The sequence below is a fragment of the Pseudomonas oryzae genome (assembly GCF_900104805.1).
Lineage (GTDB): Bacteria > Pseudomonadota > Gammaproteobacteria > Pseudomonadales > Pseudomonadaceae > Geopseudomonas > Geopseudomonas oryzae.
Genome location: NZ_LT629751.1, coordinates 1 through 21591 on the forward strand (window position 1 = coordinate 1; position 21591 = coordinate 21591).

The window sequence follows — 21591 nt, forward strand, 5'->3', positions numbered from 1 at the left end:
GGCATCGGCGGCGGCGTCCTGCTGCTGGCGATCATGGCCGGCATCGTGCCGGCGGCGGCGCTGATTCCGGTGCACGGCCTGGTGCAGCTGGGCTCCAACGGCAACCGCGCCTGGATGACCCGCCAGCACATCGACTGGCAACTGCTCAGACGCTTCGCCCTCGGCGCGCTGGGCGGGGCGCTGCTCGCCTCGCTGATCGTCGTCCAGCTGCCGCTGCAGTGGATCCAGTTCAGCGTCGCCGCGTTCATCCTCTATCTGGTCTGGGGGCCCAAGCCGGGCCGGCACAGCCTCGGTCGCGCCGGCCAGCTGCTCGCCGGCGGCCTCACCACCCTGGTGTCGATGTTCGTCGGCGCCACCGGCCCGCTGGTGGCCGGCTTCATCCATCGCCACGACATGGACAAGCTGACCACCACCGCGACCTTCGCCGGCTGCATGAGCGTCCAGCACCTGCTGAAGATGAGCGTGTTCTCGGTGGTCGGCTTCGCCTTCTGGGACTGGCTGCCGCTGGTGGCGCTGATGGTCCTCGCCGGCGCGGTCGGCAGCTGGTTCGGCCTCAAACTGCTCGACCGCATGCCGGCGGAGCAGTTCAAGCGGCTGTTCCGCTGGATAGTGACGCTGCTGGCGTTGCGCCTGCTGTGGCAGGCCGGCGGCTTCTGAGCGCGCTCCAGCGCGGCGGGGCGCCGGCACTCGCCGTGGAGCGGCCGGCTATGCTGGAAGGGCATGCACAGCCAGTGGAGACGCGCCATGCCCGAACCCCATATCGCCCAACGCAGCCCCTACGCGGTCGAGGTCGAGGCCGGCAAGGAGTACTGGTGGTGCCGCTGCGGCCTGAGCCGGAGCCAGCCGTTCTGCGACGGCTCGCATAAGGTCGGCCCGTTCCGCCCGCTGCGCTACCTCGCCCAGCGCAGCGAGACCCTGTACTTCTGCGGCTGCAAGCACAGCGCCGCGCCGCCGCTGTGCGACGGCAGCCACAAGCTGGTGTAGGCTGGGGGCACCGGACACGCCAGGAGGCCCGTATGCGTCGCGTCATTCGCAAGGTGTTCGTCAACAAGGTGTTCGACCGCAAGGTGGTGCTGATCACCGGAGCCTGCGCCGGCATCGGCCGGGCGCTGTCGGTGCGCTTCGCCCAGGCCGGTGCGCGCCTGGTGCTGTTCGATCTCGACCAGGCGGCGCTGGACAGCCTGGCCCAGCACCTGGCCGACCATCACAACGCCCAGGTGCTGCCGCTGCGCTGCGACGTGGCCGACGCCCAGGCGGTGCGCGCCGCGGTGGCGCTGGCGGTGGAGCACTTCGGCGGCATCGACGTGCTGGTCAACAACGCCGGCATCACCCATCGCAGCGCCTTCGTCGACACCGACCAGGCGGTGTTCGAGCGGGTCATGGCGGTCAACTACTTCGGCGCGCTGCACTGCACCCAGGCGGCGCTGCCGAGCATCCTCGCCCGCCGTGGGCAGATCATCGTGCTCAGCTCGCTGTCCGGCTTCGCGCCGATGCTCTACCGCAGCGCCTACAACGCCAGCAAGCACGCCCTGCACGGCCTGTTCGAGAGCCTGCGCCTGGAACTCAGGGACAGCGGCGTCAACGTCATGCTGGTGTGCCCGGGCTTCACCGCCACCGACATCCGCAAGCACGCCCTGGTCGGCGACGGCTCGGTGACGGCGCAGCCGATCCCCTTCGTCGGCAAGGTCAGCTCGGCGCAGGATACCGCCGAGGCGATCTTCCAGGGCGCCGTGCGCCGCAAGCGCCTGCTGATCCACTCCAACGTCAACTGGCTGGCGCGCTTGATGGCGCGCCTGACCCCGCGCCTGTTCGAGCGCCTGCTGGTGCCGCGGCTGTCCGGGCTGAAGCCCTCGTAGGGACGCATGCATTCGCCTGACCGGGCCGCGTTGGCGAATGAATTCGCCCCTGCAGGCGGCGGGTTGGCCGGATAATGGTCGAGCCGCCCCGCCTCAAGGAGTTCCGTTGAAGAAGATCGCCCTGTTCGCCGATGTGCAGAACCTCTACTACACCGTTCGCCAGGCGCATGGTTGCCACTTCAACTATGCCGCGCTGTGGGCCGAGGTGGCGGCGCGCGGGCAGATCGTCGAGGCCCACGCCTACGCCATCGAACGCGGCGACCCGCGCCAGCAGCAGTTCCAGCAGACCCTGCGCAGGCTCGGCTTCACCGTGAAGCTCAAGCCGTACATCCAGCGCAGCGACGGCAGCGCCAAGGGCGACTGGGACGTCGGCATCACCATCGACGTGCTCGACGCCGCGGCGCGGGTCGACGAGGTGGTGCTGGCCTCCGGCGACGGCGACTTCGACCTGCTGCTCGAGCGCGTGCGCCGCGGTGGCGCCGAGGCCACCGTGTACGGCGTGCCGGGGCTCACCGCGCAGTCGCTGATGCGTGCAGCCGACCGCTACGTGCCGATCGAGGGCGACCTGCTGCTGCGCGGCTGATCGGCGCCGTGCCGGCTGGCGATTGCGGGTAAACTGTCGCCCTCGTTTTTCTGCCGGTTGCCCCTGCCATGACCTTCGCCTCCCTCGGCCTGATCGATCCGCTGCTGCGCACGCTCGACGCCCTCGACTATAAAACGCCCACCCCGGTGCAGAGCCAGGCGATCCCCGCCGTGCTCAAGGGCCGCGACCTGATGGCGGCGGCGCAGACCGGCACCGGCAAGACCGCCGGCTTCGCCCTGCCGCTGCTGCAGCGCCTGAGCCAGGTCGGCGTAGTGGCGCCCAACTGCGTGCGTGCGCTGATCCTGGTGCCGACCCGCGAGCTGGCCGAGCAGGTCCACGAGAGCTTCCGCGTCTACGGCCAGCACCTGCCGCTGCGCACCCTGGCCGCCTACGGCGGGGTCAGCATCAACCCGCAGATGATGCGCCTGCGCAAGGGCGTCGACGTGCTGGTAGCCACCCCCGGCCGCCTGCTCGACCTGTTCCGCCAGAATGCGGTGCGCTTCGAGCAGGTAGAGTTCCTGGTGCTCGACGAGGCCGACCGCATGCTCGACCTCGGTTTCGCCCGCGAGCTCAACGAGCTGTTCGCCATGCTGCCGCGGCGCCGGCAGACCCTGCTGTTCTCGGCGACCTTCTCCGAGACCATCCGCGAGCTGGCCCGCGTGCTGCTGCGCGACCCGCTGTCGATCGAGGTCAGCCCGCGCAACACCGCGGCGCAGAGCGTCAAGCAGTGGCTGATCCCGGTGGACAAGAAGCGCAAGTCCGAGCTGTTCCTGCACCTGCTCAAGGCGCGGCGCTGGGGCCAGGTGCTGGTGTTCGTCAAGACCCGCAAAGGCGTCGACGAGCTGGTCGGCGAGCTGCAGCGCCTGGGCGTTTCCGCCGACGCGATCCACGGCGACAAGCCGCAGCCGGCGCGCCTGCGCGCGCTGGAGCGCTTCAAGGCCGGCGAGGTGCAGGTGCTGGTGGCCACCGACGTGGCGGCGCGCGGCCTGGACATCGACGACCTGCCGCTGGTGGTCAACTTCGACCTGCCGATCGTCGCCGAGGACTACGTGCACCGCATCGGCCGTACCGGCCGCGCCGGCGCGACGGGCGAGGCGCTGTCGCTGGTGTGCGCCGACGAGGTGCAGCTGCTCGCCGCCATCGAGCTGCTGATCCGCCAGGTGCTGCCGCGTCGCGACGAGCCGGACTTCGTCCCCGACCACCGCGTGCCGCAGACCACCATCGACGGCCAGGTGCTGAAGAAGCCGAAGAAACCCAAGGCGCCCAAGGTCGAATTCGGCAAGCCGGGCAAGGCCGCCAAGCCGCTGGGCAACTGGATCGACAGCAGCGCGCCCAAGGTCAAGTCGGTGCGCAAGATGCCGAGCCTGAGCGGCGGCGCCAAGCGTCCGGCCGGCCCGGCCAAGAAGAAGTGACGCCTACGCCTGCGGCTGGCTGGCGCCGGCGCCGCAGGCGAAGCAGAAGCGGGCGAAGGCGCTCTTGCGCGTCTGGCACTGCGTGCAGTGGTCGAACAGGCTGAGCCCGCAGTGCGGGCAGAAGTCGATCTGCGGGTTGTCCAGCTCGACCGGCCGCTCGCAGCCGGGGCAGACCTTCTTCGCCAGGCGCAGCAGCGAGGTGTCGTAGCTGATCTGCTGGCGTCGCTCCGCGTCGGGCCTGGCCTCGGCCTCCAGCTGGCGCTGGCGGTAGCGGTTGAAGGAGATGATCGCCTGGCGGCCGACCAGCACGGTGATCACCACGCCGACGATGTTGCGCACGTAGCCGCCGTAGCTCGGCAGGTAGGGCACCAGTTCGACGAAGAACACGAACAGGGCGAAGTAGATGTAGCCCCACACGAAGGGCCACCAGGTGCTCTGGCGCTGGCGGGCGAACAGCCAGCCGGCGATCAGCAGCAGCGGCAGGGTGAGCGCCAGGCGGGTCAGGAACACCTTGAGCTCCTGCGCGCTCTGTTCGCTGCTCATCTGCTCAAAGGCGGCGCTGCGCAGCTCGTCGAGCTGACGCTGGGCACGCTGCTGCGCCTGCCGGGCGTCGAGCAGGCGCTGCTGCTCGGCCTCCACCGCGGCGCGCGACTGGCGCTCGGCCAGCTGCAGGTGTTCGAGCGCCTCGGTGCGCTGCAGCAGCTCGGCGTCGCGCTCGGCCTGCTGGGTGACCTGGCGGCTGGCCAGCCAGGCGCTCAGGCTGTCGCGCGCGGTCTGGCTGTTCTGCTCGGCGGCTTCCAGCTTGAGGCGGCTCTGCTCCACCGCGTCCTCGGCCTCCTCGGCCAGATTGCGCTGCTGCTTGATCTCCTGCTCGATGCGCTGGCTCGCGGCGGCGTCGATGAAGTCCTCGACCGCATAGCGCTGCTCGACCAGCGGCAGGTTCCTCACCAGCGCGCCGCCGAGGTTGATCAGGAAGCCGGCGAACACCACCGCCACCGCCCACAGGGCGAGGCGGAAGAACTTCTCGGAGCGGCGCTGGGCCTTGTTCATGATGCGGATCCTTCCGGGCTGGACTGGCTGAGATCATAGCTCAGCGCCGTTGGGGAGATGGTGGCGTTCTGGCGTAGGGTGCGCTGTGCGCACCAATCAGGGGGCGGCAGGCCAGGCTGGGCTTCTGCTGCTGTGACGTAGGGGGCGACTGTCCCGAAATTGCCGCCGCGCGCGGCTGTCCCGCGCCGGCGGATCGGCTATCCTCGCCGCTTGCGCTCCATGCTTCCAGGAACTGCGATGATCGTCAGCAAGCTGCCCAACGTCGGCACCACCATCTTCACCACCATGTCCCAGCTCGCCGCGCAGAGCGGCGCCATCAACCTGTCGCAGGGTTTCCCCGACTTCGACGGCCCGCAGGCGCTGCGCGAGGCGGTCGGCCGCCACGTGATGGCCGGGCACAACCAGTACGCGCCGATGACCGGCCTGCCGGCGCTGCGCGAGCAGGTCGCGGCGAAGATCGCCCGCAGCTACGGCCGCACGGTGGACATGGACGCCGAGGTGACCATCACTCCCGGCGCCACCGAGGCGATCTTCTGCGCGGTGCAGGCGCTGGTGCGCCCGGGCGACGAGGTGATCGTCTTCGATCCCTGCTACGACAGCTACGAGCCCTCGGTGGAGCTGGCCGGCGGGCGCTGCGTGCACGTGCCGCTGGCCCTGCCGGATTTCGCCATCGACTGGGACCAGCTCAGCGATGCGATCAGCCCGCGCACCCGCCTGATCATCATCAACAGCCCGCACAACCCCAGCGGCGCGCTGATTTCCCGTGCCGAGCTGGATCTGCTGGCGGCGCTGATCCGCGACCGCGACATCTACCTGATCAGCGACGAGGTCTACGAGCACCTGGTGTTCGACGGCGTGCAGCATGCCAGCGTGCTGGCCCACGAGGAGCTGTACCAGCGCGCCTGTGTGGTCAGCTCGTTCGGCAAGACCTACCACGTCACCGGCTGGAAGACCGGCTACGTGGTGGCACCGCCGGCGCTGTCCGCCGAGCTGCGCAAGGTCCACCAGTTCGTCACCTTCTGCGGCATCACCCCGCTGCAGTGGGCGCTGGCCGACTACATGAGCGCCCATCCCGAGCACGTCGACGAGCTGCCGGCCTTCTACCAGGCCAAGCGCGACCTGTTCTGCGACCTGCTCAAGGGCTCGCGCTTCGCCTTCAAGCGCACCCCCGGCACCTACTTCCAGCTGGCCGACTACTCGGCGATCCGCGACGACCTGAACGACGTCGAGATGTCGCTGTGGCTGACCCGCGAGCATGGCGTGGCGACCATCCCGGTGTCGGTGTTCTACCAGGATGCGCCCAAGGACCTGCGCCTGGTGCGCTTCTGCTTCGCCAAGCGCGAGGAGACCCTGCGCCAGGCCGCCGACAAGCTGTGCCGGGTATGACCGGTAGGGTGCGCCGTGCGCACCACGGGCCAATGGTGCGCATGGCGCACCCTACGGCTGGCGCGACATGCGCCATGATCTGGATTTGCGGAGACTTCCCATGCGTGATCTGACAACCCTGCCCGACCTCAAGCTGGCCCTGGTGCAGACCGCCCCGGTCTGGCAGGACCCGGCCGCCAACCATGCCCACTTCGCCCGCCTGCTCGACCAGGCCGAGGGCGCCGACCTGGTGATCCTGCCGGAGATGTTCAGCACCGGCTTCTCGATGGACGCCGCGGCGCTGGCCGAGGCCGAGGACGGCCCGAGCCGCGCCTGGCTGCTGGCGCAGGCCGCGCGGCTGAATGCCGTGGTGGTCGGCAGCGTGATCACCCGCGCCGCCGACGGCAGCTACCGCAACCGCCTGTACTGGGCGCGCCCGGACGGCAGCTGCGCGCACTACGACAAGCGTCACCTGTTCCGCATGGCCGGCGAGCACGAGCACTACGCGCCCGGCGAGCAGCGCGTGTTGCTGGAAGTGAAGGGCTGGCAGGTGCGCCCGCTGGTCTGCTACGACCTGCGCTTCCCGGTGTGGAGCCGCGACCCGCACGACACCGACCTGCTGCTGTACATCGCCAGTTGGCCGGCGGCGCGGCGCAACCCGTGGAACCGCCTGCTGCCGGCGCGCGGCATCGAGAACCTGTGCTACGTGGCGGCGGTCAACCGCATCGGCGCCGACGGCAACGGCTATCCGCACGCCGGCGACAGCCAGGTGCTCGACTTCATGGGCGACAGCCTGCTGGACGCCGGCGACGCCGAGGGGGTGTTCCACGTCACCCTGTCCGCCGTCGCGCTGGCCAAGTTCCGCACGCGCTTCCCGGCGTACCGCGATGCCGACGAGTTCGAGCTGAAGCTCTGAGCCCTCACTGCCCCGCCACGCTCGACACGTAGTGGGCCACGGCGCGGATCTGCTCGTCGCTGAGGCTTGCGGCGAACGGCGGCATCACGCCCAGGCCGTTGCGCACCGCCGCCGCCACCCGCGCGGCGTCGGGCCTGAGCTGGTCGAGGTCGGGGCCGACCGCGCCGCTGGCACCGGCCTCGCGCAGCGTATGGCACAGGCTGCAGGACGGCTGCGCCTGTTCGAGGAACACCTGGCGGCCCTGGGCGAGCAGGGCTTCGTCGGCCAGGGCGGGCGCGGCGAGCAACAGGCTCAGGGCCGCGCCGGTCAGCGCTTGGCGATCCATGGGCCGGGTCTCCGGGCTGCAGAAAGGGGACGGCGTCCGCCGATCAGACCACGCTGAGCCTCACCGCGTGGTCTTCCCAGCCGTTGTGGGCGAAGCCATTGTCGTTGTCCAGGCGCTCGCGCGGCTGCACGTTGCCGGCGACGTCGGTGGCGCGGCTGGCCAGGCTGTAGCTGCCGGGCGCCAGCTCCGCGGTCAGCACGAACGGCCGCCAGGCGTAGGGGCCGAGATCCGGGCCGACGAAGGGCGCCGGGCGCCAGCTCTGCCCGCCGTCGAGCGACACCTCGACGCTCTTCACCGCCCGCGCGCCGCCGAAGGCCACGCCCTGGACCACCACCCGGCCGGCCCTGGCCTGCTCCAGCGGCTGGCTGATCCACGACTTGACGTTCATCTCCCACATCGACGGCTGGTCCGGTGCGCCCTGCACCCCGACCGGGCGCAGGCGGTAGCCCTTGCTCTGGATGTTGGCCTGGGTCTCCGCGGCGGTGAAGGCCAGCTGCCTGACGTACTTGATGTTGTTGACCCCGTAGTAGCCGGGGATCACCAGGCGCAGCGGGCCGCCGTGGGCCAGGGCGATCGGTTCGCCGTTCAGCTCCCAGGCCAGCAGCGCCTGCTCCAGGGCGCGCAGCGGCACCGAGCGTTCGACCACCACGGTGGCCGCATCCACCCCGGGGGGCAGGGTCTCGCCGCCGGTGCCGGTGATGAAGGCCATGCCGTCCTCGACGCCACCCAGTACCTCGACCACCGTCTTCAGCGGCACCCCGCTCCAGAACACGCAGCCGGCCGCGCCGACCGTCCAGGGCGTGCCGCTCGGCTTGTGCGGGAAGAAGCCGCGGCCGTTGCCCGAGCACTGCAGCACGCTGGCCACGGTTGTCACGCCGAGGCTCTTCAGCTCGGCCACGGTCAGGCTGCGCGGCTGTCTGACGCCGGCGAAGTCGACGCTCCAGGCGTCGGGGCTAACGACGATGGCGGCATCCGGTGCCGGCAGGTTGTTGCGCACGAACAGCCGGTCGCTGGCGGTGACCACGCTGCTGCCGATGCTGTCGCGGCGGGTTTCCAGGGTGTTGGCGCTGTGCACGATCAGCGTGTCGGCGCGCTTCCACTTGGCGTAGTCCGGCAGGGGCAGGATTTCCTGGGCCTGCACCCGCCACGGCAGGCCGCACAGGCTGACGGCGGCGATGGCGGTGGCCGTGCCCGCCAGCAACTGGCGGCGGCGCAGATCGATGGGTTCCGGCATGGCGGCCTCTCCCGGGAAGGGCTGCCGGCGCAGGGCAGCGGCAAAGGATGGCGGATGACGCGGCGCCTGGCGGCAGCGTCAGTCCGGGCGAGATTCCGGCGCTCTCGGCCGGAGCGGACGGGGTACTAACGGGTTTAGCAGGGGGACTCCCCCTGTCAAGGCGTCCGGTCGTGGCGCTCCTCGTGTACCACATAGGCCTGCTTGTGCCCGCGCGCCTCGTAGAGGTGCATGGCGGCTTCGGCGTCTTCGCGGCGGGCGAAGCGGCGCATCGCCACCTCGTTGCCGTTGTCGTCGATGCGATAGAGCAGCCAGCGGCCCTGCGCCGCGCCGGCGTCGGTCGAACGGTCCACGCGCCATGCCTCCCGCCGGGCTATGGTTGATCGGGTCAGCCGCTTCCCCGCGCGGAGTTCCCCGATGAAAGAGTTCCTGCCCCTGGCCGAAGTCTACGCCATCCTCGAACCCGGCCCGGTGGTACTGCTCGGCACCGCGCAGGATGGGCGCGCCAACCTGATGCCGATGTCCTGGCACTGCATGCTGGAATTCGAGCCGCCGCTGGTCGGTTGCGTGGTCAGCGCGGCCAATCACTCCTTCGCCGCGCTGCAGGCGACCGGCGAGTGCGTGCTCAACGTGCCGAGCCTCGAGCTGCTCGATCAGCTGGTGGCCTGCGGCAACAGCCATGGCGATCAGCTCGACAAGTTCGCCCGGTTCGGCCTCAGCGCCGTGCCTTCGGCGCAGGTCACCGTGCCGCGCGTCGAGGAGTGCTGGGCCAACCTCGAGTGCCGGGTGCTCGATCGCCAGTTGGTCGGCAGCTACAACTTCTTCATCCTCGAGGTGCTACAGGCCTGGCATGACCCGACGGTGAAGGCGCCGCGCACCCTGCATCATCGCGGCTACGGCAAGTTCATGGTCGCCGGCGAGGAAGTGCAGAGCGGCTCGAAGATGCGCTAGCGCAGCCGGCGCCGCCACACCCAGGCGTACACCGCGAGGTTGACCAGCAGGACGAAGGCCGCCAGCACGTACTGCACCGGCAGGGTCAGCCAGTCCGGGTAGAGCAGCGGCAGCAGGTAGTGCTCGACGAAGCCCTCGCTGTAGCCGGCCTCGCCGGCGCGCAGGCGCAGCTGCTGCTCCCAGCCGGTGAGCGGGCAGCCGTGGCCGGTCAGCTCGACGAAGATCGCCCAGGCCGCCGCCGGCGGATGCAGCAGCAGGAAGCCGCGCCGCCATGCCACCAGCAGGCCGCCGAACAGGGCGAACAGCACGAAGCCCAGGTGCAGGACGAGGAGGGCGTCGGCGGCCAGGCCCCAGTGCATGCCTAGTGGGCCCGCGCGTAGTCGAGCATGCCCTGGAAGTCGACCACCACCGCCGGCTCGTCGCCAACCACCCAGGCGTCGTGGCCGGCGGGCAGCAGCGACACGTCGCCCGGCCGGCAGTCGAACTCGCTGCCGTCGTCCATCAGGATGTGCAGCACGCCGGAGACGTGGTACTGGAAGTGCGGCGCCGTGCAGCTGCGGGTCTTGGCGATGGGTTGCACCGAGGTCGCCCAGCGCCAGCCGGGCTCGAAGATGGCGCGGCCGAGCGTGGCGCCGCCGATGGTGATCAGCTCGAGCCGGCCGAGGGGAAATTCCCGAACCTCGTCCGGGGTGTCGAAATGCTTGAGTGCCGCCCTGTCCATGATCCACCTCCCGCGTGCCGGTGTCCTGGAGCCGGCCGCCTGCGGCGGCCGGGCCGATACCTGAAGACTAGGCCAGCCGCCCGCCGGCTGCGGCGCGTCGGACGCGCGGCGTCAGCGCAGGCCCAGGCGCTCGCGCGCCGGGCGCAGGCGCGGCAGCGGCCAGGCGGCGGCGACGCTGGCCAGCAGCAGGGCGACGCCCAGCAGCGGCAGGTTGGCCAGACCGAACTGGGCGCCCAGCCACAGGCCGCCGAACCAGGCGCCGCAGGCGTTGCCGAGGTTGAAGGCGGCGTGGCTCAGGGTGGCGGCCAGACCGGCCGAGTCGCCGGCCTGCTCGACCAGCAACAGCTGCAGTGGCGAGGACAGCGCGAAGCTGGCCATGCCCCAGAGCAGCAGCAGGGTCATGGCTGCCGGCGTGGTGTCGATGAGCGCGAACAGGCCGAGCAGGGCCAGCGCGCTTGCGCCCAGCGCCAGCGGCACCGCGTGGCGCAGGCCGCGGTCGGCCAGGCGGCCGCCGAGCAGGTTGCCGAGGGTCAGGCCGACGCCGAACACCAAGAGGCCGGTGTTGCTGAGGCTGGCCGACAGGCCGCCGGCCTCGCGCAGCAGCGGGCTGATGTAGGTGAACACGCTGAACAGCGCCACCGAGGACAGGCAGCAGATGCCCAGCGCGTGCAGCACCGGGCGGCGCAGCACGCCGCTCCAGGCGCCGCCGCCGTGACTGGGCGCACCCAGGCCGCGCGGCAGCCACGCCCACTGGGCGAGCAGGGTGAGCAGGCCGCAGCCGGCCACGGCGAAGAAGGTCATCCGCCAGCCGCTGGCCTGGCCGAACCAGGCGCCCAGCGGCACGCCGAGCACGTTGGCGATGGTCAGGCCGCTGAGCACCAGGGCCATCGCCGAGGCGCGCCGCTGCGGTGGCGCGAGTTCGGCGGCGAGCAGGGTGGCGCAGCCGAAGAAGCCGGCATGGCTGATCGCGGTGAACAGCCGGGCGGCGATCAGCCAGGCGTAGTCCGGCGCCAGGGCGCAGGCGAGGGTGCCGAGGGTGTAGGCGCCCATCAGCCACAGCAGCGCCTGCTTGCGCGGCAGGCGCCCCAGTAGCGGGCCGAGCAGCGGCGCGCCGACCACCACGCCCATGGCATAGGCGCTGACCAGCAGGCCGGCGTCGGCCAGGCTGACGCCGAGGTCGCGGGCCATCTCGGGCAACAGGCCCATGATGATGTATTCGCTGCTGCCGACCACGAAGCCGCCGAGGGCGAGGGCCAGCAAAGGAAGGGAAAGCAGGGTCTGGGCGGGCATGCGGCGGTGGACTCTCTGGGAGCAGCGCCGGACCTACGGCCGACGCGGGAGGCGCATTCTAGTGGTCCGCGTGGCGAGTTGGTTAACTCCGTGGGTTCAGGACCGGGCGCCGCGAGCAGTCATGGCCGGCCAGGCGAGGCGTGGTGTGGCAACGCGGCAAGCGGGCATCGGCGGCCTGCTCCAACCGGGCAGGCCACTCGCGCACCGCTCAGGCCGGTTGTGCGGCGGTCGGCGGCCCTTCACTCCCCGGCTTGGGCGTCCCCGTCGGGCTGCGTCGGGCGCCGTTGCAGGGCCTGCAGGCGTTCGATCACGTAGCGCAGGTGCAGGTGCAGCTGGTACAGCTCGCTGGAGTAGGACAGCGGCACCTCGACCTTGGCCAGCCGCTCCTCCAGCTGTTCCAGGCGGGCGATCTCCTCGTCCAGGCGCGCCGGCAGGGTGCCGGCGTCGAGCTGGCGGTCGATCTCGCGCAGGTGCTTGTACCAGCGGTAGATGCGCGCGCGGATGCGCCAGCGGTACACCGGACCGACCGCCTTGAACAGCGGGATCAGCACCACCAGCAGCGGTATCAGCAGGATGATGTAGCGGTCGGCCAGCGAGGCGATGCGGAACGGCAGGTAGCGCTGCAGCAGCGGCAGGCCGTTGCCGTGGAAGTAGGCGGCCTCCTGCAGCAGCGGCAGGGTTTCGGGCTCGGCGCTGGGGAAGGCGCCGGGCGGATCGAGCAGGTTGCCGTCAGCCAGCACCTTGCGCGCGGCGGCGAGGATCAGCGGGGTGAGCGCCGGGTGGAAGCTGTCGTTGACCACCAGTGTGGCGGCCGGGGCGAGGGTGACGATGTCGCGCTGCGGGCTGTCGCTGGCCAGGTCGAGCAGGCCCTGGCCGACGCTGATGGCGTGCACGAACGGCAGGCGCGCCTGGTAGGCCGCGGCGCGGCGGAAGTCGACCAGGCGCAGCTCGGGCGCGGCGGCCAGGCGGCGGATCAGCGGATCTTCCGCCGGGCCGATGACGAAGGCGGCATCCAGCTCGCCGGCCAGCAGGGCATCGGCGGCCTGGCTGCCGCTGCGCCACTGCCAGCTGGCCGGGTACTGCTCGGCGGCGATGCCGTTGGCGGCGAGCACCGCGCCGCTGACCATGGCGGTGCCGCTGTTCGCCGCGCCGAGGGCGACGCGCAGCGGCAGCAGGTCGTGCATGCGGCGGATCTTCAGCTGGCGCCGCTGGAACAGCCACAGCGGCTCCTGGTAGACCGCGCCGAGGGCGTGCAGGCGCTGGCGTTCGCCGTCGCTCAGCTGCCGCTCCAGACCGCTCTGGGTCAGGCCGAGCTGCACCTCCGCAGCCTCGTCGAGCAGCAGGCGCAGGTTGTCGCGCGCGCCGTGGCTGGGCACCAGGGTCAGCTCGAAGCCCTCTTTGGCCAGTTCGTCGCGCAGCCGCGCGGCGAAGCGCGCATAGCCGCCACCCTCGGCGCCGGTGGCCATGCGCGCATGCATCGGCGGCGGCGGGGCGACGAAGTAGAACAGCGCGCCGACCAGCGCGGCGAGGACCGGCACCAGCCACAGGTTGGCGCGCAGGATGATCGACAGGTCTTGCAGCAGACGACGCATGGCGTGTTCCGGTGATGGTCTGCCTGAAGGATAACCGTCCGCCCGCCGGAGCGCTCAGAGCGGCGGCCGGGCCTCCGCGACGGGCAGCCGCAGACGGCCGCCGGACAGCGCCAGCACCGCCAGCAGGCCCAGGGCATAGAGCGCATCCTGGCCGAGCATGACCAGCACCGCAGCACAGAGCAGGCTGCTGACGACGGCGATCCAGCGCCAGGCGCCGCGCAGCAGCACCACGCCGGCGGCCATGCTGAGCAGGTAGACCAGCACGAAGTTGCCGTTGGCGTAGCGGATCAGCTCGTCCACCGACAGCTGCAGTCCGGCGGCGAGCAGGGCCGACAGGGCGCAGGCCAGCACCACCAGCAGCAGGGCGCGGCCGGGCACGCCGTGGCGGTTGCGCCGGGCCAGCGGCGCCGGCAGCTTGCCCTCGTCGGCCAGGCTCCAGATCAGCCGGGCGAAGCCCTGCACGTAGACGTTCATCGAGGCGAAGCAGGCCAGGTAGCCGACCACCGCCACCAGGATGCGCGCCGGCTCGCCGAGCAGGCGCTCCAGCAGCCAGGGCAGCGAGGTGGCGTTGCGCTGCGTGTCGCCGTAGGCGTCGAAACTCAGCACCGCCACCGAGCAGGCCCAGTACACCCCGCCGGCGAGCAGCACGCCGAGCAGCAGGGCCAGCGGGAAGTCACGCTGCGGCCGGCGGAACTCCTCGCCGAGGTGGGTGAACGCCTCGATGCCGACGAAGCACCAGAACATCACTCCCAGCGCCGCCGGGATGCGCGACCAGTCCCCGGCCAGTGGCGGCAGCAGCGGCTGCGTGCTGCGCGGCAGGTCGCCGGCCCACCACACCAGTCCGACGGTGAGCAGGATGGCCACGGCGATCAGCCCCTGCACCAGGCCCGAGGCGCGCGCCGGGCGCTGGCCGAGCAGCAGCATGGCGCCCAGGGTGGCGAGCTGGATGACCAGCGCCTGGACCTCGCCGAGCGGCAGCAGCGCCTGCCAGAAACCGGTGGCGATGTGCAGCGCCGCCGGCAGGCCGACCGGCAGCACGGCGAGGAACAGCAGCGCGGTGATCCGCTCCAGGCGTGCGCCGAAGGCGCGGCCGATCAGGTGCGGCGCGCCGCCGGCGTGCGGGAAGCGGCGGCCGAGCTGGGCGAAGGTGAAGGCCACCGGCAGCACCAGGGCGATCAGCAGCAGCCAGGCCCACAGCGAGGCGGGGCCGGCGGCCGTGGCGGCCAGCGCCGGCACCACGAAGATGCCGGTGCCGAGCAGCGAGGTGCTGAGCAGACCGACGCCCTGCAGCAGGCCCAGCTCCTGGTTCAGACGGCTCATGAGGGTAGGCTCCGAAACTGTGGTCGATCGCGCCATGTTAGGCTTCCGCCCTTTGCGGCGCCGCTGGCGGAGCGACGGCATTGGCCGGCGATCCGCCGGAATCGCCCGTCACACTGCCTGTTGTCGAGATACCCGCATGGACAAGTTCGATCGCCAGATCATCGCCCTGCTGCGCGAGGACGCGCGCACCCCCATCAGTCAGATCGCCCGGGCGGTCAACCTGTCGCGCTCCGCGGTGGGCGAGCGGGTGCGCCAGCTGGAGCAGAGCGGGGTGATCCGCGGCTATCACGCCCAGGTCAGCGATCCGGCCGGCGCCGGGGTCAAGGCGTATCTCGAGCTGTTCTACAAGGACAGCCGCTGCCAGGAGTACGTCGAGCGCCTGCGCGGCTTCGTCGAGGTGCGCCAGTGCTGCGGCATCAGCGGCGAGACCGACATGATCGTGCTGGTCGAGGCGCCGAGCATGGCGCGGCTCAGCGAGGTGCGCGCGGAGATCGAGCGCTTCCCCGGCATCCAGCGGATCAAGACCCACGTGGTGGTGCAGGAGTGGGCGATGTAGCGCGGCGCGCCCTCAGCCCGCGGCGAGGACGATCTGCCCGCGGCTGAGGTCGCCCAGCTGACGGCGCAGCAGCTCCAGCCGTTCGGCCGGCAGGCTGAGCAGCAGCCCGGCGCCGGTGGCGTCGAAGTCTTCCCGCTCGATGACCACCTGCCACTCGGCCAGCCGCGCGCGGATGCGCGCCAGCTCGGCGAAGGGCACGTGGCAGCGCGCCTGTACCCGCGCCACCAGCTCGATGCGCGTCCCGCCCTGCAGGCACTTGGCCGCGCTGCCGCCGTAGGCGCGCGCCAGGCCGCCGGTGCCGAGCTGGATGCCGCCGTACCAGCGGATCACCAGCACCGCCACCCGGTCGCAGTCCTGGCCCTCGATGGCGGCGAGGATCGGCCGGCCGGCGGTGCCGCCCGGTTCTCCGTCGTCGCTGAAGCGGTACTGCGCGCCGCACTTCCACGCCCAGCAATTGTGCGAGGCGGCGCGGTCGCTGTGCGCCTCGATGAACGCCTGAGCCGCGGCCGGACTGTCCACCGGGGCGGCGAGGGCGAGGAAGCGGCTCTTGCGGATCTCCTCGCGGTACTCGCAGGGGGCTTCGAGGGTGAAGGCCACGGCTCAGCCCTGCCCGGCGTCGCGCCGGCGCTGCCAGCTGGCACGCGCCGCGGCGTCATGGAAGCTCCAGGCGACGAAGCGGCTCTGCTTCTGGCCCTGGCTCATGCTCACGGTGCGGGTCGCCACGGCGCCGCTGCCGCGCAGCGCCTGCTCGACCAGCGGCAGGTTGCCGCCCTTGGACACCAGGCAGGTGAACCACAGTACCTGGCTCGCCACCGCCCGGCTTTCCTGGATCATCTTGCGGATGAAGGCGATCTCGCCGCCCGCGCACCACAGCTCGTTGGACTGGCCGCCGAAGTTGAGCAGCGGCAGCTTGCGCTGCGGGTCGAGCTTGCCGAGGTTCTTCCACTTGCGCCGGCTGCCGGCGCTGGCCTCGGCGGCCGAGCTGTGGAACGGCGGGTTGCACAGGGTCAGCTCGAAGCATTCGCCCGGCTGCAGCAGGCCGTGGAAGATGTGCCCGGCGTCCATCTGCTGGCGCAGCTCGATGGCGGCGGCCAGGCCGTTGGCGCGCACGATGCTGCGCGCCGAGGCCAGCGCGGTGGCGTCGATGTCCGAGCCGAGGAAGCGCCAGCCGTACTCGTGCCGGCCGAGCAGCGGATAGATGCAGTTGGCGCCGGTGCCGACGTCCAGCACGCGCACCCGCGCGCCGCGCGGGATGGCACCGTCACCGTCGGCGGCCAGCAGATCGGCCAGCGCGTGCACGTAGTCGGCGCGGCCGGGGATCGGCGGGCACAGGTAGCCGGGCGGAATGTCCCAGTGTTCGATGGCGTAGAACTGCTTGAGCAGGGCGCGGTTGAACACCTTGACCGCCTCGGGATCGGCGAAGTCGATGCTCTGTTTGCCGTAGGGGTTGAGGATGACGAAGCGCTTGAGCTCCGGGCAACCGCGGATCAGCGCGGGGAAGTCGTAGCGCCCCTGGTGGCGGTTGCGCGGGTGCAGTTCGCCCTTGCTGGCCGGTGCGCGCGGCTTGGCGGCGGGGGCGGAGGCCCTGGGGCGCGGGCGGGGCGCCTGGGCGGGACGTTTCGGCGGCTGGTTCATGCGATCGGGACGACGGTGGAGCGGGCGGCCATTGTCCCACAGCCGCCGCCCGCGTGCGCGCGAGGCTTCAGGGATAGCCCAGCACCGCCTTGATCCGCGCCAGATGGGCGCCGACCCACTGCTTGTCGATGGCGCCCCAGTCGCGGATCTCGTAGTGGCCGGCGTTGTGCCGCTCGCCGGCGTCCTGCTGGAACTGGCAGTCGATGTCCAGCTCGGCCAGCGCCGCCAGGGTGTCCTGGGCGGTGCGCCGCGGCATGCCGGTGGCCGCCATCAGCGCCGGCACGCTGGTGGCGCTGCCGCTGTCGATCAGCCAGGCCACGTACAGGCGGCGGTAGAAGCTGGTGCGAGTCTTGCTCACTTCCATGTGTCGTCTCCGGAATCAGGCGAAGGCCAGCATGCCCATGTAGGTGGCAGCGCCGGCGGTGTAGCCGAGGAAGGCCAACAGGCTGACGCGCTTGAGGTACCAGACGAAGCTGATGCGCTCCATGCCCATGGCCGCCACGCCGGCCGCCGAGCCGATGATCAGGCTGCTGCCGCCGGTGCCGGCGCAGTAGGCGAGCATCTCCCAGAAGGTACCGTCGACCACGAAGTAGCGCAGCCAGGTGGCGTCGGCGCCGGCGGCAGCGACCGCTTCGGGGCTGGTCAGCGGGTACATCTTCATCGCGCCGGCGACCAGCGGCACGTTGTCGACCACCGCCGAGAGCAGGCCGATGGCGTAGTTGATGGCGTAGACGTTGCCCAGACCCTCGCGCAGCAGGCTGGCGACCTGGGTCAGGTGGCCGGCGGTGGCCAGGCTGGACACCGCGAGCAGGATGCCGAGGAAGAACAGCACGCTGGCGGAGTCGACGCGGCGCAGCACGCCGACCACCGACAGCGGGTGCTTGTCCTCGTCGTTCTTGCCGCGGTGGATCACCTCGGTGGCCACCCAGAGCACGCCGAGGCCGAACAGGATGCCCATGTACGGCGGCAGGTGGGTGACGGTCTTGAACACCGGCACGAACAGCAGCGAGCCGAGGCCGAGGATCAGCACCAGGTTACGTTCGAAATCGGTGGTCGGGTTGCGCCGGCCCTCGGCGGTCTCGCGCAGGCGCGGGCGCGGCGCCTCGCCCTTGAGACGGAAGCTGAGCAGCAGCAGCGGCACCAGCAGGCACACCAGACTGGGCAGGAACAGGCCGGTGATCACCCCGGTGGCGCTGATCTGGCTGCCGATCCACAGCATGGTGGTGGTCACGTCGCCGATCGGCGACCAGGCGCCGCCGGCGTTGGCGGCGATCACCACGATGCCGACGTACAGCCAGCGCTCCGGACGGCCGCGCACCAGCTTGCGCAGCAGCGAGACCATGACGATGGTGGTGGTCAGGTTGTCCAGCACCGCGGAAAGGAAGAAGGTGATCAGGCCGACGATCCACAACAGGTGCACGCGCTTGCGGGTCTGGATGCGGTCGGTGATGACCTTGAAGCCTTCGTGGGAGTCGATCAGCTCGACGATGGTCATGGCGCCGAGCAGGAAGAACAGGATCTCGGCGATCTCGCCGAGGTGGTGGCGCAGCTCGCCGACCACGCCGTGGCCGGCCGCCTCGCCCGCGGGCAGGATGCTGTCGGCGCCCATCACCAGGGCGGTCCAGCACAGCACGGCGGTGAGGATGGCCGAGGCGGCCTTGTCGATTTTCAGCGGGTGTTCGAGGGCGATGCAGAGGTAGCCGACGACGAAGATCAGGGCCATCCAGGCGTACATGGGCGAAATTCCGGTTGGTCAGTGGACGGATTGTTGTTTTGTTTTCGCAACTGGCGGCGGAGCATGCCTGATCGCGGGGGGCGCTGAAAAGCGCCGCTCTGTCGCAGCGGGCAGAAAAAAGGCCCGGCACCTGACGGTGGCGGGCCTTTTTCCGGGAGGCGCGGTTTAGAGCGCGGCGATGCGCGCGCGCTGCTCGGCCAGCTTGGCCAGCGCCTGCTCGGCCTCGGCCAGCTTGGCGCGCTCCTTGTCCAGCACCTCGGCCGGGGCCTTGGCGACGAAGCCCTCGTTGGCCAGCTTGCCGCCGACACGCTTGACCTCGCCCTCCAGGCGCTGCAGCTCCTTGTCCAGGCGCGCCAGCTCGGCGTCCTTGTCGATCAGCCCGGCCATCGGCACCAGCACTTCCATCTCGCCGACCAGCGCGGTGGCGGCCAGCGGCGCTTCCTCGCCGGTGGCGAGCACGCGCACCGACTCCAGCTTGGCCAGCTTGGCCAGCAGCGGCTCGAAGGCGGCCAGGCGGCGCTGATCCTCGTCACTGGCGTTGGCCAGCACCACGTCGATGCGCTTGGCCATGGAGATCTTCATCTCGCCGCGGATCTGCCGCACGCCGAGCATCAGCTGCTTGACCCACTCGATGTCGGCCTCGGCCGCCGCGTCGATGCGCTCCTCGGCGGCCACCGGCCAGGGTTGCAGCATCAGGGTCGGGCCGCTCTTGCCGGCCAGGGCCTTGATGCGCTGCCAGATTTCCTCGGTGATGAACGGCATGAACGGGTGGGCCAGGCGCAGGATGACCTCCAGCACGCGCACCAGGGTGCGGCGGGTGCCGCGCTGGCGTTCGACGCTGGCGGTCTCGTCCCACAGCACCGGCTTGACCAGCTCCAGGTACCAGGCGCAGTACTCGTCCCAGACGAATTCGTAGAGCGACTGCGCGGCCAGGTCGAAGCGGAACTGGTCGAGGTGACGGGTGACGTCCTGCTCGCAGCGCTGCAGGGCGGAGATGATCCAGCGGTCGACCGGCGACAGCTCGACGGGTTCGTCGCCCGCGCCGCAGTCCTTGCCGTCGGTGTTCTCCAGCACGAAGTTGGTGGCGTTCCACAGCTTGTTGCAGAAGTTGCGGTAGCCCTCGACGCGACCCATGTCGAACTTGATGTCGCGGCCGGTGGAGGCCAGCGAGCAGAAGGTGAAGCGCAGGGCGTCGGTGCCGTAGCTGGCGATGCCCTCGGGGAACTCGGCGCGGGTCTGCTTGGCGATCTTCTCGGCCAGCTTGGGCTGCATCATGCCGCTGGTGCGCTTGGCCACCAGGGTTTCCAGGTCGATGCCGTCGACGATGTCCAGCGGGTCGAGCACGTTGCCCTTGGACTTGGACATCTTGTGGCCCTGGCCGTCGCGCACCAGGCCGTGGACGTAGACGGTCTTGAACGGGATCTGCCCGGTCAGGTGCAGGCTCATCATGATCATCCGGGCGACCCAGAAGAAGATGATGTCGAAGCCGGTGACCAGCACGTCGGTGGGGTGGAAGGTCTTCAGGAAGTCGGTCTGCTCCGGCCAGCCGAGGGTCGAGAAGGTCCACAGGCCCGAGCTGAACCAGGTGTCCAGCACGTCCTCGTCCTGGGTCAGGGCGATGTCGCCGAGGTTGTGCTTGGCGCGCACTTCCGCCTCGTCGCGGCCGACGTAGACGTTGCCGGCCTCGTCGTACCAGGCCGGGATGCGGTGGCCCCACCACAGCTGGCGGCTGATGCACCAGTCCTGGATGTCGCGCATCCAGCTGAAGTACATGTTCTCGTACTGCTTGGGCACGAACTGGATGGAGCCGTCCTCCACCGCGGCGATGGCCTTCTCGGCCAGCGGCTTGGTGGAGACGTACCACTGGTCGGTCAGCCACGGCTCGATGACCACGCCGGAGCGGTCGCCCTTGGGCACCTTGAGCGCGTGCTCGTCGATCTTCTCCAGCAGGCCCAGCGCGTCGAAGGCGGCGACGATCTGCTTGCGCGCCTCGAAGCGGTCGAGGCCGGCGAACTGCGCCGGCAGGGCGGCGTCGAATTCGGCGTTGACGCTGCCGTCGAGGTTGAACACCTGAGCGCTGGCGAGGATCGCGGCGTTCTTGTCGAGCACGTTGATCAGCGGCAGGTTGTGGCGCTTGCCGACCTCGTAGTCGTTGAAGTCGTGGGCCGGGGTGATCTTCACGCAGCCGGTGCCGAACTCGGGGTCGCAGTAGTCGTCGCCGACGATGGGGATGCGCCGGCCGACCAGGGGCAGCTCGACGAACTGGCCGATCAGCGCCTTGTAGCGCTCGTCCTCGGGATGCACGGCAACCGCGGAGTCGCCGAGCATGGTTTCCGGGCGGGTGGTGGCGACGATCAGGTAGTCCTTGCCGTCGGCGGTCTTGGCGCCGTCAGCCAGCGGGTAGCGCAGGTTCCACAGGCTGCCCTTCTCGTCGTGGTTCTCCACTTCCAGATCGGAGATCGCGGTGTGCAGCTTCGGGTCCCAGTTGACCAGGCGCTTGCCGCGGTAGATCAGGCCGTCCTCGTGCAGGCGCACGAAGGCTTCCTTGACCGCCTCGGACAGGCCGTCGTCCATGGTGAAGCGCTCGCGCGACCAGTCCACCGAGGAGCCGAGGCGACGGATCTGGCGGGTGATGGTGCCGCCGGACTCTTCCTTCCACTCCCAGACCTTCTCCAGGAACTTCTCGCGGCCGAGGTCGTGGCGCGACAGGTTCTGCGCGGCCAGCTGGCGCTCCACCACCATCTGGGTGGCGATGCCGGCGTGGTCGGTGCCCGGCTGCCACAGGGTGTTGCGGCCCTGCATGCGGCGGAAGCGGATCAGCGCGTCCATGATCGCGTTGTTGAAGCCGTGGCCCATGTGCAGGCTGCCGGTGACGTTCGGCGGCGGCAGGGCGATGGTGTAGGACTCGCCGGAACCTTGCGGCGCGAAGTAGTTCTTCGCCTCCCACTCGGCGTACCAGCGGGATTCGATTTCGTGGGGTTGGTAGGTCTTGTCCATGCGCGGCGGGACCCTTGCGGCAGCTGATCGGAAAACCGCGAAGTATAACGGGGATC

Annotated in this window: 23 protein-coding genes; 9 read left to right on the plus strand and 14 right to left on the minus strand. The window is 70.6% G+C overall.

The features are described from left to right. Positions 1 to 3 precede the first annotated feature (3 nt). The 5 genes from BLT78_RS00005 to BLT78_RS00025 all read left to right on the plus strand — a co-directional run bounded on the left by BLT78_RS00005 (position 4) and on the right by BLT78_RS00025 (position 3851). A complete protein-coding gene (locus tag BLT78_RS00005) occupies positions 4 to 657 on the plus strand; it encodes a sulfite exporter TauE/SafE family protein (RefSeq protein WP_269458081.1) in 654 nt (217 codons plus the stop codon). Between the two features lie 87 nt (positions 658 to 744). Further along, positions 745 to 984: a CDGSH iron-sulfur domain-containing protein gene (locus BLT78_RS00010; protein WP_090347013.1), complete on the plus strand. Its 240-nt coding sequence runs from the start codon at positions 745 to 747 to the stop codon at positions 982 to 984. Positions 985 to 1016: 32 nt separating this feature from the next. Further along, a complete protein-coding gene (locus BLT78_RS00015; protein WP_090347014.1) occupies positions 1017 to 1856 on the plus strand; it encodes an SDR family oxidoreductase in 840 nt (279 codons plus the stop codon). Between the two features lie 106 nt (positions 1857 to 1962). After that, positions 1963 to 2439 carry a LabA-like NYN domain-containing protein gene (locus tag BLT78_RS00020; RefSeq protein WP_090347015.1) on the plus strand — a complete coding sequence of 159 codons (477 nt, stop codon included), beginning with the start codon at positions 1963 to 1965 and terminating at the stop codon, positions 2437 to 2439. A 68-nt stretch (positions 2440 to 2507) separates the two neighbouring features. Further along, positions 2508 to 3851, plus strand: coding sequence for a DEAD/DEAH box helicase (locus BLT78_RS00025; protein ID WP_090347016.1), 1344 nt, complete (start codon positions 2508 to 2510; stop codon positions 3849 to 3851). A gap of 3 nt (positions 3852 to 3854) precedes the next feature. Here BLT78_RS00025 and BLT78_RS00030 read toward each other — a convergent pair whose 3' ends face one another. Next, positions 3855 to 4901 (minus strand): double zinc ribbon domain-containing protein, encoded by a 1047-nt coding sequence (locus BLT78_RS00030; RefSeq protein WP_090347017.1) that lies wholly within the window; start codon positions 4899 to 4901, stop codon positions 3855 to 3857. Between the two features lie 237 nt (positions 4902 to 5138). Between BLT78_RS00030 and BLT78_RS00035 the strand changes: the two genes are divergently transcribed. Together BLT78_RS00035 and BLT78_RS00040 are read left to right on the plus strand one after the other, a co-directional pair. Next, positions 5139 to 6287 carry a pyridoxal phosphate-dependent aminotransferase gene (locus BLT78_RS00035; RefSeq protein WP_090347018.1) on the plus strand — a complete coding sequence of 383 codons (1149 nt, stop codon included), beginning with the start codon at positions 5139 to 5141 and terminating at the stop codon, positions 6285 to 6287. 100 nt (positions 6288 to 6387) lie between these two features. Next, on the plus strand, positions 6388 to 7182 hold the full coding sequence (locus BLT78_RS00040; RefSeq protein ID WP_090347019.1) for an amidohydrolase: 795 nt from the start codon (positions 6388 to 6390) through the stop codon (positions 7180 to 7182). Between the two features lie 4 nt (positions 7183 to 7186). Here BLT78_RS00040 and sorU read toward each other — a convergent pair whose 3' ends face one another. The 3 genes from sorU to BLT78_RS00055 all read right to left on the minus strand — a co-directional run bounded on the left by sorU (position 7187) and on the right by BLT78_RS00055 (position 9091). Next, positions 7187 to 7507, minus strand: a complete 321-nt coding sequence (gene sorU, locus BLT78_RS00045; RefSeq protein WP_090347020.1) for a SorU family sulfite dehydrogenase c-type cytochrome subunit — start codon at positions 7505 to 7507, stop codon at positions 7187 to 7189. Positions 7508 to 7550: 43 nt separating this feature from the next. Next, positions 7551 to 8741, minus strand: a complete 1191-nt coding sequence (sorT, locus tag BLT78_RS00050; protein WP_090347021.1) for a SorT family sulfite dehydrogenase catalytic subunit — start codon at positions 8739 to 8741, stop codon at positions 7551 to 7553. A gap of 155 nt (positions 8742 to 8896) precedes the next feature. Next, positions 8897 to 9091 carry a hypothetical protein gene (locus tag BLT78_RS00055; RefSeq protein WP_090347022.1) on the minus strand — a complete coding sequence of 65 codons (195 nt, stop codon included), beginning with the start codon at positions 9089 to 9091 and terminating at the stop codon, positions 8897 to 8899. Positions 9092 to 9155: 64 nt separating this feature from the next. Here BLT78_RS00055 and BLT78_RS00060 point away from each other — a divergent pair, with 64 nt between their 5' ends. Beyond that, a complete protein-coding gene (locus BLT78_RS00060) occupies positions 9156 to 9689 on the plus strand; it encodes a flavin reductase family protein (RefSeq protein ID WP_090347023.1) in 534 nt (177 codons plus the stop codon). On the opposite strand, the gene BLT78_RS00065 is transcribed toward BLT78_RS00060, so the two are convergent. The 5 genes from BLT78_RS00065 to yjeH all read right to left on the minus strand — a co-directional run bounded on the left by BLT78_RS00065 (position 9686) and on the right by yjeH (position 14612). After that, the gene (locus BLT78_RS00065) at positions 9686 to 10048 is read right to left on the minus strand and encodes a DUF2784 domain-containing protein (protein WP_090347024.1); all 363 of its coding nucleotides are present in this window, start codon (positions 10046 to 10048) and stop codon (positions 9686 to 9688) included. The two genes, BLT78_RS00060 and BLT78_RS00065, sit on opposite strands and share 4 nt — an antisense overlap. A gap of 2 nt (positions 10049 to 10050) precedes the next feature. Next, positions 10051 to 10410 carry a cupin domain-containing protein gene (locus tag BLT78_RS00070; RefSeq protein ID WP_090347025.1) on the minus strand — a complete coding sequence of 120 codons (360 nt, stop codon included), beginning with the start codon at positions 10408 to 10410 and terminating at the stop codon, positions 10051 to 10053. 111 nt (positions 10411 to 10521) lie between these two features. Then, positions 10522 to 11700, minus strand: coding sequence for an MFS transporter (locus tag BLT78_RS00075; protein WP_090347026.1), 1179 nt, complete (start codon positions 11698 to 11700; stop codon positions 10522 to 10524). A gap of 239 nt (positions 11701 to 11939) precedes the next feature. Continuing rightward, positions 11940 to 13292: a TAXI family TRAP transporter solute-binding subunit gene (locus BLT78_RS00080; RefSeq protein WP_090347027.1), complete on the minus strand. Its 1353-nt coding sequence runs from the start codon at positions 13290 to 13292 to the stop codon at positions 11940 to 11942. A 54-nt stretch (positions 13293 to 13346) separates the two neighbouring features. Beyond that, positions 13347 to 14612, minus strand: coding sequence for an L-methionine/branched-chain amino acid transporter (gene yjeH / locus BLT78_RS00085; protein WP_090347028.1), 1266 nt, complete (start codon positions 14610 to 14612; stop codon positions 13347 to 13349). A gap of 136 nt (positions 14613 to 14748) precedes the next feature. On the opposite strand from yjeH, the gene BLT78_RS00090 reads away from it, so the two are divergent. Further along, positions 14749 to 15168, plus strand: a complete 420-nt coding sequence (locus tag BLT78_RS00090) for an Lrp/AsnC family transcriptional regulator (RefSeq protein ID WP_090347029.1) — start codon at positions 14749 to 14751, stop codon at positions 15166 to 15168. Between the two features lie 12 nt (positions 15169 to 15180). Here BLT78_RS00090 and BLT78_RS00095 read toward each other — a convergent pair whose 3' ends face one another. The 5 genes from BLT78_RS00095 to BLT78_RS00115 form a co-directional block, all read right to left on the minus strand. Further along, the gene (locus BLT78_RS00095) at positions 15181 to 15765 is read right to left on the minus strand and encodes an IMPACT family protein (RefSeq protein ID WP_090347030.1); all 585 of its coding nucleotides are present in this window, start codon (positions 15763 to 15765) and stop codon (positions 15181 to 15183) included. A gap of 3 nt (positions 15766 to 15768) precedes the next feature. Then, positions 15769 to 16803 carry a 23S rRNA (adenine(1618)-N(6))-methyltransferase RlmF gene (gene rlmF / locus BLT78_RS00100; protein ID WP_090347031.1) on the minus strand — a complete coding sequence of 345 codons (1035 nt, stop codon included), beginning with the start codon at positions 16801 to 16803 and terminating at the stop codon, positions 15769 to 15771. Between the two features lie 67 nt (positions 16804 to 16870). Beyond that, a complete protein-coding gene (locus tag BLT78_RS00105) occupies positions 16871 to 17167 on the minus strand; it encodes a winged helix-turn-helix domain-containing protein (RefSeq protein WP_090347032.1) in 297 nt (98 codons plus the stop codon). Between the two features lie 15 nt (positions 17168 to 17182). Next, positions 17183 to 18538, minus strand: coding sequence for a sodium:proton antiporter NhaD (gene nhaD / locus BLT78_RS00110; protein WP_090347033.1), 1356 nt, complete (start codon positions 18536 to 18538; stop codon positions 17183 to 17185). A 165-nt stretch (positions 18539 to 18703) separates the two neighbouring features. Further along, entirely contained in the window at positions 18704 to 21535 is a 2832-nt protein-coding gene (locus BLT78_RS00115) for a valine--tRNA ligase (RefSeq protein ID WP_090347034.1), read from the minus strand. Positions 21536 to 21591 lie beyond the last annotated feature (56 nt).